The 12,403-nt window shown below is 66.2% G+C and carries 13 protein-coding genes; 9 read left to right on the top strand and 4 right to left on the bottom strand.

What is annotated here, in order from left to right:
* The first annotated feature begins 69 nt into the window (after positions 1-69).
* From FYJ92_RS12945 to hemL, 8 genes are all read left to right on the top strand, one after another.
* Positions 70-828 carry a hypothetical protein gene (locus FYJ92_RS12945; protein WP_185261078.1) on the top strand — a complete coding sequence of 253 codons (759 nt, stop codon included), beginning with the start codon at positions 70-72 and terminating at the stop codon, positions 826-828.
* A 120-nt stretch (positions 829-948) separates the two neighbouring features.
* Positions 949-1,650 carry a hydrogen peroxide-dependent heme synthase gene (gene hemQ, locus FYJ92_RS12940; RefSeq protein WP_185261077.1) on the top strand — a complete coding sequence of 234 codons (702 nt, stop codon included), beginning with the start codon at positions 949-951 and terminating at the stop codon, positions 1,648-1,650.
* The gene (locus FYJ92_RS12935) at positions 1,647-2,912 is read left to right on the top strand and encodes a ferrochelatase (RefSeq protein ID WP_185261076.1); all 1,266 of its coding nucleotides are present in this window, start codon (positions 1,647-1,649) and stop codon (positions 2,910-2,912) included. The genes hemQ and FYJ92_RS12935 overlap by 4 nt, the downstream gene beginning before the upstream one ends.
* On the top strand, positions 2,909-3,892 hold the full coding sequence (hemC, locus tag FYJ92_RS12930; RefSeq protein ID WP_185261075.1) for a hydroxymethylbilane synthase: 984 nt from the start codon (positions 2,909-2,911) through the stop codon (positions 3,890-3,892). The genes FYJ92_RS12935 and hemC overlap by 4 nt, the downstream gene beginning before the upstream one ends.
* On the top strand, positions 3,879-4,754 hold the full coding sequence (locus FYJ92_RS12925; protein WP_185261074.1) for a uroporphyrinogen-III synthase: 876 nt from the start codon (positions 3,879-3,881) through the stop codon (positions 4,752-4,754). Before hemC ends, FYJ92_RS12925 begins: the two co-directional genes overlap by 14 nt.
* Complete coding sequence (gene hemB / locus FYJ92_RS12920) at positions 4,751-5,731, top strand: porphobilinogen synthase (protein ID WP_185261073.1); 981 nt, start codon at positions 4,751-4,753, stop codon at positions 5,729-5,731. Before FYJ92_RS12925 ends, hemB begins: the two co-directional genes overlap by 4 nt.
* 121 nt (positions 5,732-5,852) lie before the next feature.
* Entirely contained in the window at positions 5,853-6,893 is a 1,041-nt protein-coding gene (locus FYJ92_RS12915; RefSeq protein ID WP_370525969.1) for an LLM class flavin-dependent oxidoreductase, read from the top strand.
* 93 nt (positions 6,894-6,986) lie between these two features.
* On the top strand, positions 6,987-8,306 hold the full coding sequence (gene hemL, locus FYJ92_RS12910) for a glutamate-1-semialdehyde 2,1-aminomutase (protein ID WP_185261071.1): 1,320 nt from the start codon (positions 6,987-6,989) through the stop codon (positions 8,304-8,306).
* 100 nt (positions 8,307-8,406) lie between these two features.
* Here the strand turns inward: hemL and FYJ92_RS12905 are convergent, their stop codons facing one another.
* The 4 genes from FYJ92_RS12905 to FYJ92_RS12890 form a co-directional block, all read right to left on the bottom strand.
* On the bottom strand, positions 8,407-9,144 hold the full coding sequence (locus tag FYJ92_RS12905) for an amino acid ABC transporter ATP-binding protein (RefSeq protein ID WP_185261070.1): 738 nt from the start codon (positions 9,142-9,144) through the stop codon (positions 8,407-8,409).
* A complete protein-coding gene (locus FYJ92_RS12900) occupies positions 9,141-9,905 on the bottom strand; it encodes an amino acid ABC transporter permease (protein ID WP_056343886.1) in 765 nt (254 codons plus the stop codon). Before FYJ92_RS12900 ends, FYJ92_RS12905 begins: the two co-directional genes overlap by 4 nt.
* Positions 9,906-9,922: 17 nt before the next feature.
* Positions 9,923-10,858, bottom strand: a complete 936-nt coding sequence (locus FYJ92_RS12895) for an ABC transporter substrate-binding protein (RefSeq protein ID WP_185261069.1) — start codon at positions 10,856-10,858, stop codon at positions 9,923-9,925.
* Between the two features lie 302 nt (positions 10,859-11,160).
* Positions 11,161-11,868 (bottom strand): 3'-5' exonuclease, encoded by a 708-nt coding sequence (locus tag FYJ92_RS12890; protein ID WP_185261068.1) that lies wholly within the window; start codon positions 11,866-11,868, stop codon positions 11,161-11,163.
* Positions 11,869-11,931: 63 nt separating this feature from the next.
* Between FYJ92_RS12890 and FYJ92_RS12885 the strand changes: the two genes are divergently transcribed.
* Positions 11,932-12,348 (top strand): MGMT family protein, encoded by a 417-nt coding sequence (locus FYJ92_RS12885; protein ID WP_185261067.1) that lies wholly within the window; start codon positions 11,932-11,934, stop codon positions 12,346-12,348.
* Positions 12,349-12,403: the final 55 nt, after the last annotated feature.

Raw genomic sequence — 12,403 nt, 5'->3', positions numbered from 1 at the left:
GAAAAGGCCGCCCAGGGGTGCAGGTTTCGGTTTTTCATCCACCCCCTGACGTGGCTAGGGTCGATAACTATGGTTATTTACAGGTCCGACTTTTCCCGTTCCCGGACCAGTATCCATGGGGGACTCCGGCGTGGCGCTGCAGTGGCTGCCGCCGGAGCGGTACTGGTCCTGTCCGCCGGTGTGCCGGCATCCCGGGCGGCCGATGGCAGTTCTGATCCCACCGCCTCCGCCGAGGTAGCAGCGGATGGTGATCTCTCCGGGGTCAATGGCCTGCTGAATGGCCTCCTGGGCGGTTCCGGCGGACAGACCAAAGCCTCGCCCCAACCGACTTCCGCCCCCTCAGGCTCTCCCACTCCGACGTCCACGGCCCCTACGTCAACTGCGCCGACGTCGTCCGCTCCAACGACGTCTGCCAGCCCATCGCCCCAGGGCACAACTCCCCGGGGCACGACTCCGCAAGTCACGACGCCCCAGAGCCCAGGATCGCCGTCGAGCGTTCCGGCGCCGCTGAGCACGTCACCGGATGCCGCCGACTCACCGGCAGGAACGCAGCCGGACGGCCAGCCCGGCTCCCCTGCCGACGGTACCCAGGCCTCCGGGCAGGACGGCGATCCCGCCGGGGACCAGCCCGAGGGCGCCCACAGTGCCAACGCCACGCCTGTTTCGGGACCGGAACGCCACGGAAACGCACCTGCCAGCCGGGACAACATGGCATCGGCCACGGCGGCAGCTGCGGCGGCCGAACCCGCGAAGGTCTGGCTTGGTGTGGGGCTGGTGGGGTCTGCAGGGGCCGCTGGACTCCTCTTTGCCCGGATCCGCAAGATCTGACCACTATGGCGGATCGGTTCAAGACCCGCACCAGGCCGAAGCTGTGACATTAAGCACTTCTACGTCTTGTAGAAGTCGCCGGTTTCGACTTGGCGGTAGGGAAGGGGCAAACTGGTAACCATGAGCCACACTTCTGCCGAATCTGTCACTAAAACCGAAGAATCAGCCGAGCAGTTCTTTACTCTCTGGACTGTTTTCAAGCGGTCCGAGGAACTCGTGCGCAGCGCTGACGCTGCCGCAGATTTCGATGCCCTGCTGATCCGATTGGCCGAGGCCGGCGTGACGCACCGCGGCAGCTACGACGTCTCCGCAATGCGCGCTGACGCCGATGTCATGGTCTGGCTCCACGGCCCGAAGCCCGAAGCGCTGCAGCAGGCCATCCGCGACATCCGCCGCAGCACCCTTTTCGCCGGAACCGAGATTGTCTGGTCCGCCATGGGCGTCCACCGGGAAGCCGAATTCGCCAAGAACCACACCCCCGCCTACTCACGTGGTGTGGCCCCGGCCGAGTGGCTCTGCGTCTACCCGTTTGTGCGCTCCTATGAGTGGTACATCCTCCCCGACGACGAACGCGGCAAGATGCTGCGCGATCACGGCATGCTGGGCCGGGAATTCCCGCAGGTCATCTCCAACACGGTATCCTCCTTCGCCCTGGGCGACTGGGAGTGGATCCTGGGCCTGGAAGCCCCTGAACTGGTGGACCTCGTGGACCTGATGCGCCACCTCCGCGCCACCGAGGCACGCAACCACGTACGGGAGGAAATCCCGTTCTACACCGGCCGCCGCGTCACCGCAGTGGAAGTCGCTGAGGTGCTCGCATGACCCGGCCCGAGCCCGCGGCGGGCGCCGTACTCACCGGAATCAACCCGGTCACCGAAACCGGCCGGATGGCGCCCAAAAACTATGACGGCGTCCTGCTGGCCTCCTTTGGCGGGCCCGAGGGCCAGGACGACGTTATCCCTTTCCTGCGCAATGTCACCCGCGGCCGCGGCATCCCGGACGAGCGGCTCGAAGAGGTTTCCCATCACTATCGGGCCAACGGCGGCATCAGCCCCATCAACCAGCAAAACCGCGAGCTCAAGGCAGCCCTCGAAGCGGAGCTCTCGGCCCGCGGCATTGAACTTCCGGTGCTGTGGGGCAACCGCAACTGGAACCCCTATATTCCGCAGACCCTGCAGGACGCGTACGACGCCGGCCACCGCAAACTGCTGATGGTCACCACGAGTGCCTACTCCTGTTATTCCAGCTGCCGCCAGTACCGCGAGGACATCGGCATCGCCCTGACGGAGTCGGGGCTGGATGGCCGGCTTGAGGTGGACAAGGTGCGGCAGTACTTCGACCACCCGGGCTTCGTGGAGCCCTTCGTGGAAGGCACCGCCGCCGGGCTCGCGGACGTGCGGTCGCAGCTTACGGCGGCCGGCATGCCGGACGCCCCCGTGCACATCCTTTTTGCCACCCACTCCATCCCGACCCGGGACGCCGAGGCCGCCGGACGGTCCGGGGACGAGCCGCGCGATTTCGAGGAAGGTTCCGCATACGTTGCCCAGCACCTGGCCACCGGCGCAGCCGTCATCAGCCGCGTGCAGGCCGAATCAGGCCTGACCGCTCCCTGGTCGCTCGTGTATCAGTCCCGCTCGGGCGCGCCCCACGTCCCGTGGCTTGAACCTGACATCAATGACGCCATCGCCGACCTGGCGGGCCAGGGCATCAAAGGCATCGTCATCGTCCCGCTGGGCTTCGTCAGCGACCACATGGAAGTTGTCTGGGACCTCGACACCGAAGCCCTGGAGACCTGCCGCAACCTGGGCCTGGCTGCCACGCGTGTGCCTACCCCTGGCACGCACCGGAAGTTTGTGAACGGCCTGGTTGACCTCATCTCCGAACGGACGCTCGCCAACAACATTGGCGACCGGCCGGCCGTGACTGGACTGGGCCCGTGGTATGACGTCTGCAGGCCGGGCTGTTGCGCCAATTTCCGCGGCGAGAAGCCCACCATCGCCGGAGCCGACACCACCGTCGGCACCGGACATGACGCATATTCGGCCGCGTCCGCGGGCGCTGCCGGGGGAGTAGGAACGCAGTGACCGTACGGATCGGAACCAGGGCCAGCAAGCTAGCACTGACCCAGACGCAGCAGACGGCGGACCAGCTGGCCGCCGTCGGAGGCTTCCCGGTAGAGCTGGTGCACATCACCACCGAAGGCGATGTCAGGACAGGATCACTGTCCCAGATGGGCGGCACCGGGGTGTTTGTCGCGGCGCTGCGCGATGCACTGCTGCAGGACATCTGCGATGTTGCTGTGCACTCGCTCAAGGACCTCCCCACGGGCGCTGCGTTGGGCCTAACCATCGCCGCAACACCCAAACGTGCCGACGTGCGGGATGCCCTGTGCGCACGCGATGGCCTCAAGCTGGCAGATCTCCCTCAGGGCGCAAAGGTGGGCACAGGCTCGCCCCGCCGCGCTGCGCAGCTGCGGGCCGCCCGGCCTGACCTGGACGTGCAGGACATCCGCGGCAACGTGGATACGCGACTGGGCCGCGTGCCCGGGCTGCCCGGCAACGCGGCAGGCGCACCAGGGGACCTCGACGCCGTTGTGCTGGCCGCCGCAGGCCTGGAACGCATCGGCCGCCTGGACGTCATCAGTGAATTCTTCGAGCTGGACGTGATGCTGCCGGCGCCGGGGCAGGGTTCGCTGGCCATCGAATGCCGGACGGCTGACGCCCCGCGCAAGGCAGGTTCCACCGAAGGCTCGCAAGGTGTTTTGGCGCAGGCGTTGGCCGCGCTCAACGATGAGGACACCCGCCTCGCCGTGACCGCCGAGCGTGCCGTGCTGGCCCGCCTCGAGGCCGGCTGTGCCGCCCCCGTGGGTGCCTTCGCCTACCGCAAGGGCAGCATGCTGTACCTCGAAGCCGCGGTGTGTGCCGTGGACGGCACCAGCTCTGTGCGCGAGAAGAAGGCAACGGACGGCCTCACCGAAGTCGGTGCGACGCTGCTCGGCATCGAGGTGGCCGAGCTCCTGCTCGCTGCCGGCGCCGCGGAGATCGCGGACCTTGCCGCGTCCTGATGCACCGACAGGCACCTTCGGCGGCCGACGCGTCCTGATCACCCGGAGCGCAGACCGTGCCGGCCCTCTGGCCGCGCTGCTCGGCAGCCTGGGGGCCGAACCGCTGGTCCTGCCGCTCATCGACTTCGAACGGGCCGCGGACCAGCCGGCTCTCGATGCCGCCCTGGATACCCTGGCCGCCGGTGGCTTCGACTGGCTGGTGGTCAGCAGCATCACCACGGTGCGGATGCTCGTGGAAAAGGCGGCCGAGCGTAGGACCACGCCGGCTGCTCTGGTGCCGGCCGGAACGCGGGTGGCCACGATCGGCCCGTCCTCCCGACGGATCCTTGAAGCCGCCGGCATCCCCGTGGCCCTCGCCCCGGTGGACATCCAGTCCGCCGAAGGGCTCGTGGACCTCTGGACTGCCGTCCCGGCGCGCGTGCTGTTGCCACAGGCGGACATCGCTGCGCCTGCCCTGCGCGATGGCCTGGCAGCCAAGGGTGCCGACGTCACCGCTGTTGTGGCCTATCACACCGTGCAATACCCGGCCCGTCCGGAAGACCGCCTGGAGGCGGAACTGCCGTCCGCCGTCGGGGTCTCCCACCCTGGCGCTCCCCGCGAGCTCAGTCAGTCGCAGACCCGCAGGGAGCTCGACGCCGGGACGCTCGACGCCGTTGTGGCCGCCTCGCCGAGCGCTGCCCGCCGCATCGCCGCGACCCTCCTGCCGCTGGGCCGCTGCCGTTTCATCGCCATCGGGCGCCCGACTGCGGCGGAGGCTGCGGCCCTCGGCATCCCGGTGGCCGCCACCGCCCAAGTCCCCACCCCGGACGGCATAGTGGCCGCGCTGGGCACCGTATTCGCCAACGAAGGGAACACCCGATGAGCTTTCCGAACCACCGCCCGCGCCGCCTCCGCACCACGCCCGCCCTGCGCCGGCTCACCGCCGAATACCGGCTGGCACCGGCGGACCTGATCCTGCCCGCGTTTATCCGCGAAGGCCTCAGCGAGCCGTCTCCCATTTCCTCCATGCCGGGCGTTGTGCAGCACACTACCGAGTCGCTTAAGCGTGCCGCTGCGGAAGCCGTGGAACTGGGCGTCGGTGGCATCATGCTGTTCGGCATTCCCGCCGTCCGCGATGCCCGCGGCACCGCCTCGCTGGACCCGGACGGCGTGCTCAACAAGGCCATCCGCGACGTCCGTGCCGAGGTGGGCGATGACCTGGTGATCATGGGCGACGTCTGCCTGGACGAATTCACCGACCACGGCCACTGCGGCGTCCTTGATGCCGACGGCTACGTGGACAACGATGCCACGCTGGAAATCTACGGCCAGATGGCCGTGGCCCAGGCCAACGCCGGCGCCCACGTGCTGGGACCCTCCGGCATGATGGATGGCCAGATCGCCGTCATCCGGCAGGCACTCGAGGAATCCGGCCACAAAAACACCGTCATCCTGGCCTACGCGGCCAAGTACGCTTCCGCCTTCTACGGCCCGTTCCGGGAAGCCGTGGATTCGCAGCTCAAGGGCGACCGCCGCACCTACCAGATGGACGCCGCCAACCGCCGTGAAGCCCTCCTGGAAGTGGAACTGGACCTTGAGGAAGGCGCAGACATGGTCATGGTGAAGCCAGCCATGAGCTACCTGGATATCCTGGCCGACGTCGCCGCCATGAGCCCCGTGCCTGTCTCGGCCTACCAGATCTCGGGTGAATACGCGATGATCGAGGCTGCCGCAGCCAACGGTTGGATCGACCGGCGCGGTGCCATCACGGAATCCATCCTCGGCATCAAACGGGCGGGCGCCAACACAGTGCTGACCTACTGGGCCGCAGAAGTTGCCGGCTGGCTGAAGGAATCCTGACCCGGCGGGGAATGTTTCCGGAAGCTCCGTGGTTTGTATGCGTATGCATGAAAATAGTGAGCCTTCCGTAACCACTCCGTCAACCCCGGGCAACCCCACGGCCCCCGTCCCTGCAAGCACCATGCTGCTTGGTGTTAGCACTTTCGGCGACGTCGACCTGGCTGCCGACGGAGCACCCAAGCACCACGCCGAGGTGCTGCGCCAGGTGGTGGAACAGGCCAAGGTGGCCGACGCCGTCGGACTCCACTCCTTCGGCGTGGGGGAGCACCACCGCAGGGACTTCGCCGTCAGCGCGCCGGACGTGGTGCTGGCAGCCATCGCCACGGCCACGGACAACATCCGGCTCGGCAGCGCGGTCACGGTCCTGAGCTCGGACGATCCCATCCGCGTCTTCCAGCGCTTCGCCACCCTCGACGCTGTGTCCAACGGCCGCGCCGAGGTGATCCTGGGCAGGGGTTCGTTCACCGAGTCCTTCCCGCTCTTCGGCTACGACCTGGGCGACTACGACGCCCTGTTCGAGGAGAAACTGGAAATCTATGACCGGGTACGGTCCCAGAATCCGGTGAACTGGGACGGCCGGACACGGGCGTCGCTTCGGGGCCAGATGGTCTATCCGCATGTGGAGGGACGCCTGCTTCCCACCTGGATCGGGGTGGGCGGCTCGCCCCAGTCCGTGGTCCGCACGGCCACCTACGGCTACCCGATGGTCCTGGCGATCATCGGCGGCGAGCCCGAGCGCTTCCGCCCCTACGCCGACCTCTACCGCCGGTCCCTGGCCGAAGCCGGTAAGGAACCGCAGGCACTGTCCGTGCACTCGCCCGGCTATGTGGCCGAGACTGACGAGCAGGCCCTCGAAGAGTACTACCCGCATTGGCTCGCCACCCGCAACAAGATCGGCGCGGAGCGCGGCTGGGGACCGGCCGGGCGCGGCGAGTACGAAGCTGCTGCGGACGAGGACGGCGCCCTGTTTATTGGTTCTCCGGAAACGGTGGCGGCGAAGGTAGCCCGGCTCAAGGGCACCCTCGGTGCGGACCGCTTCGAGATGAAGTACAGCAGTGGCACGCTGCCCCACGAGCAGATGGTGCGTTCCATCGAGCTGTTCGGTTCCAAGGTGGCGCCCCTCGTCGCGGACAAGCTTGCGGACATGTTCGCGGATCGCTGAGGCAGGCAGCCTCTTCATCGGGCGGCCACTGTATCCGGCGCCCGCAGGTGGCGCGGCGCCGGATGCCACTGCACGGGATGGAAGAATAGGGGCATGACTCGCTCCGAAGCCCTCTTCGCCCGTGCCCAGACCCTGATGCCCGGCGGCGTCAATTCACCCGTCCGTGCCTTCGGCTCGGTGGGCGGAACCCCGCGGTTTATGGTGTCGGCCAAGGGTCCATACCTGACCGATGCCGACGGTAAGGAATACGTTGACCTGGTCTGCTCCTGGGGCCCGGCGCTGCTGGGACACGCCCACCCGGCCGTCCTGGAGGCCGTCCATGCGGCGGTTGACCGCGGCCTCTCCTTCGGCGCGTCCACCCCGGACGAGGCCAACCTGGCTGCCATCGTCCAGGAGCGCGTGCCGGCCGCCGAACGCGTCCGCATGGTCTCCACCGGCACCGAAGCCACCATGACGGCAGTCCGGCTGGCCCGCGGCTTCACCGGCCGGAACCTCATCATCAAGTTCGCCGGCTGCTACCACGGCCACCTGGACGGGCTGCTTGCCGCTGCAGGATCCGGCGTTGCCACCCTGGCGCTGCCGGGCTCGGCCGGCGTCACCGAAGCCACTGCCGCCGAAACGCTGGTCCTGCCCTACAACGACCTCGCTGCCGTCGAAGCCGCCTTTGCCGCGCACGGGCCGAACATCGCGGCCGTCATCACCGAAGCCGCCCCCGCCAACATGGGCGTGGTGACGCCGGGGGAGGGCTTCAACCTGGGGCTGTCCCGCATCACCCGCGAGCACGGTGCCCTGCTCATCCTGGACGAAGTACTCACCGGCTTCCGCACCGGCTACTCCGGCTACTGGGGGCTCACCGGCGGCGCTCCTGACGCAGCGGACCCGTGGTCCCCAGACCTGCTCACCTTCGGAAAGGTCATCGGCGGCGGAATGCCGACGGCGGCCCTCGGCGGGCGTGCCGACGTTATGGACCACCTCGCGCCCCTGGGCCCGGTGTACCAGGCGGGCACGCTCTCCGGGAACCCGGTGGCCATGGCAGCCGGCGTGGCCACCCTGACGCACGCCACCCGCGACGTCTATTCGTTTGTGGACGCCCGCTCGTTGGAACTCGCCTCTGCGCTGTCCGAGGCCCTGGATGGTGCCGGCGTGGACCACTCGATCCAGTTCGCCGGAAACCTGTTCTCGGTGGCGTTCGGCACGTCCGCCAACGGCGTCCACAACTACGCTGACGCCCAGGCCCAGGAAACCTTCCGGTACGCGCCGTTCTTCCACTCCATGCTGGAATCCGGCGTTTACCTGCCGCCGTCGGTATTCGAGGCGTGGTTCCTGTCGGCAGCCCACGACGACGGTGCGATGAACCGGATCTTTGACGCTCTCCCGGCCGCCGCGAAGGCAGCAGCAGCAGCGCAACGCTAGCTCCGGCGTCGTTCCTTAAACCGGAAATCCCCGCCTCGCGGACGAATCCCCTCTCCATGCGAGGGGGGAAACGTCCGGGAGGCGGGGATTTCTGTTGGCGCTAGAGGACGTCTGAGAGGAAGCCCTTCAGCCGGTCCGTGGCCGGGGAGGTGAAGATCTGTTCGGGCGGACCCGATTCCACCACCACGCCGGCATCCATAAACGTCACAGTGTCCGAGACGTTGCGGGAGAAGCCCATTTCGTGGGTCACCACCACCATGGTCATGCCGCCCTTGGCCAGGTCTGCCATCAGCGACAGGACACCCTTGACAAGCTCGGGGTCCAGGGCGGAAGTGGCCTCGTCGAAGAACATCACTTCAGGCTTCATGGCCAGCGCACGAGCGATCGCCACACGCTGCTGCTGGCCGCCGGAAAGGTTGGCCGGACGGGCATCGGCTTTGTGCTTGAGGCCCACCAGGTCCAGCTGCTCAAGAGCCTCGGCATGTGCCTGGTCCTTCGGTAGCTTCCGGAGTTTGCGCAGCGCGAGCGAGACGTTGTCCAGCACGGTCTTGTGCGGGAACAGGTTGAACTGCTGGAACACCATGCCGATCCGCTGTCGCAGCTCGTCCGGGTTGTCCTTCAGGACTGACCGGCCGTCCAGCAGGATGTCGCCCTGGTCCGGTTCGATCAGCCGGTTCATGACCCGCAGCAGCGTCGACTTGCCGGAGCCGGATGGACCAATGACCGAAGCGGTGGTGCCCTTCTCCACGTGGAGGTCGATGCCGCGGAGCACATGGTTGTGCCCGAACGAAAGGTGCAGGTTCTTGCCGGTCAGGGTTCCGGAAGTAAAGTCGGTCATGCCTGTGCCCCCTTGCCGATAGGTGCCGCGAGCTCGTCCGGTTCCTTCTTCTCCGGCCGGCCGGTACGGAGCCGGTTGTCGATGAAGTTCACGAAGTGGGTCAGCGGCACAGTCAGGATCAAATACAGAACGCCGGCAGCCACCAGCGGCGAAAGGTTCCCCGTGTTGGCCATCGCATCGTTACCGATCCGGAATATCTCCCGGTCGGAGGCAGCCAGGCCCAGCACGAACACCAGGGAGGAATCCTTCAACAACGAGATGAACTGGTTCACCAGGGCAGGCAGCACACGCCGGATGCCCTGCGGCACCACCACCAGGCGCATTGACTTTCCGTAGCTGAATCCCAGGGCACGGGAAGCCTCCAGCTGGCCCTTCTCCACGCTCTGGATACCGGAACGGAAGATCTCACCGATGTATGCGCCGGCGATCAGGGTCAGCGCGAGGATCCCGAGCGGATACGGATTCCGGTTACCCGTGAGTTCCCGGGCAATGGGGCTCAGCCCAATGCCGATCACCAGAATCACCAGGATGGCGGGCAGGCCGCGGAACAGGTCGGTGTAGATCCGGGCTGCCCAGCGGGCCACCGGATTCCGGGAAATACCCATGAGTGCGAGCAGAAGCCCCAGCAAGGAGCCGAGGATGCCCGATGCCAAGGCCAGGATCAGGGTGTTGGGCAAGCCCACCGTGAGAAGGGAGGGAACGACTTTCGCCATTTCCTCCCAGTTGAGGAACGTTTCACCCAGCTGGTCCAGGAGATCCATAAGCGGTTAAGCCCAGATCAGCTCTTGGGAGCCGGAGCAGCTTTGCTTCCCGGCTTCCAGTCGGCGGGGGTTTCGCGGTCCGGGTACCATTCCTTGGTCAGCTTGGCCCAGGTCCCGTCAGCAATTACGGCGTCAAGGCCGGAGTTTAAAGCATCGATCAGGGCCTTGTTGTCCTTGTTCACGGCGTAGGCGGTGAAGTTCTGCGTGTTCACAACAGACTCGGCGATGACAGTTCCGTCGCCTTCCTTCACCTGGCCGGTGGCCTGCTGCGAGGGTGCCACCCAGGCATCGATCTGGCCGTTGCGCACATTGGCGTACACGGTGGCGTAGTCCTTGAAGCGGACCGGCTCAAGCTTCAGGGTGTTGGTGACGTAGTCGTCCTGGACAGTGCCCTGAACGACGCCGATACGGGCATTAGCGTCCAGGTCTGCGAAACCCTTGACGTTGCTGTCGGTCTTGGCCACGACGGCCATGAAGCCGAAGTCGTAGCCGTTGGTGAAGCCCACGTTGGCGCGGCGGGCTTCAGTGGTGGAGATCGAGGACGATCCCAGATCGAACTGCTTGGTCTGTACCTGCGAGAGCAGCGCCGAGAAATCGGTGGCCACGAATTCAACTTCGAGGCCCAGCTTGCCGGCAACGGCGCGCAGCAGCTCGTTATCGTAGCCGGTGAACTTTCCGGCGGGGTCGATGAAGATGTTCGGTGGCGCGTCGGAGAGCGTACCAACCTCCAGCTTGCCTTCGGTGTTAAGGCCCAGCTTGGTCTTGTCGATCTGGTCCAGCGGGGTGACATCGGCGGTGGTGTACTTGTCCAGCGTCTGCTGGTCGCTGCCGGCGAGGGCGTCGGTGGGCGTGCCGCTAGGCTGGGCGGTCCCCGTGCCGCAGGCGGCCAGCGAGAGGGCCAAGGCAACCGCGACGGGAACGCTGGTCAGCCATTTCATGGCATTGGTCTTCATGGGAAAGTCACTTTCATCAGAGTCATAGGTTCAACCGGGCCTGAGGCTGCGCGTGTGGCGTCTGGCGCCTTGCTCCCAACTGCCGGCCGGGGCGGGATTACCGCTGAACTTAATCTTCTCATTCTGGGCTTTCGGCGCTTTCGGGAGAATAAAGTTTTGCTTGGAGGGGTCGTTTGTCGAATATACGAACGAATATATTTAGTCCTGAAAGTTTGATGAATGAATGATGCCCCCGTGGCCGAATCCAAGGATTCCCAAGGGGGCTGTCCGCGGTTCCCGCCTAATTGTGAGTTAGCTCTCAGCTAGAAGTCACCGCTGGCGTCTTCCGGGGGAAGGACGGGCCATTCGCCTTCGATCACGGCGGCGGGCTTGGTCTTGCGCAGGTAGTTCTGGAAGTCCGCCGCTTGGCTGACAGCCCAGTCCTTTTGCAGTTCGTGAAGTTGGCTGGCCGGCATCTTAAGCTTAGGGAACTTGATAGCCATGGCATCCAGCATCCAGAGCGTGGCCAAAGCATCCGCGGCCGACGTATGGGCGTTGTCCAGCGTGATGCCGTATTCCTCACACAAGGCCGTCAAGGTGCGCTTCCCCTTACGGTAACGGTCCACCTGCTTGTTCATGATGAACGGGTCCAGGACAGGGAACCGGCTCAACTGCCGGACGCCGTAGCGGGCGGACTCCGCCGCCAGAACGGTGAAGTCGTAGCTGGCGTTGAACGCAATGACCGGAATCCCGGCGTCGAACAGGTCCTGCAGGACAGTGGCGAGCTCCCCGGTGACTTCATGGGCCGGGCGTCCCTCACGCCGGGCCTGCTCCGTGGTGATGCCGTGGATATCGCTGGCCTCGGCAGGGATTTCGACGCCGGGATCGGCCAGCCATTCGTGTTCGGTGATGACTTCCCCCTTGTGGTCCACCACGGTGACCGACGCCGTGACGATGCGCGCGGCACGCGAATTCCGTCCGGTGGTTTCGAGATCGAAGGCTGCGCGGGGAAGGGTGTTCCAGGAGGTCATGCTTCAACGCTACCGGCCAGCACCGACAGGATCCGCCAACGCCACTGCCGGTAGCCTTGATGTATGCGGACAGAGTACATCGAGGCGGTGCTCTCGCTGGTCGAGCTGGTTCCAGCCGGAACCGCACTGGCCTATGGTGATGTGGCCGAGCTGCTGGGATCCGGAGGTCCCCGGCAGGTGGGCCACGCCATGAGCCACTACGGCAGCCAGGTCGCGTGGTGGCGCATTCTCAAAGCAAGCGGCCAGGGTCCGGAAGGCCACGAGGCCGAAGCGCTCCGCCACTACCTGCAGGAGGGAACGCCCCTGCTCGGCAACCACGATGCCTTCCTGCGTACCGGCGAAGGCAAATGGCGAGTGGACCTGATGGCAGCACGCTGGGCCCCGGGCGAGGATGACTTCGACCGGATCGACGCCATTGCGGAGCAGCTGGAGCGGCGGCTGCATAGAATGTCGGTGGCTGATGATGAAATGTCTGTGTGAGCGTAACAATCCCCGTAGTTGACCCCACCAAGTCCAGACGCACATCAGCCAGGCC

It is taken from the genome of Pseudarthrobacter sp. NBSH8 (assembly GCF_014217545.1).
In the GTDB taxonomy this organism is placed as follows: domain Bacteria; phylum Actinomycetota; class Actinomycetes; order Actinomycetales; family Micrococcaceae; genus Arthrobacter.
This window is presented reverse-complemented; position numbering and strand designations above follow the sequence as displayed.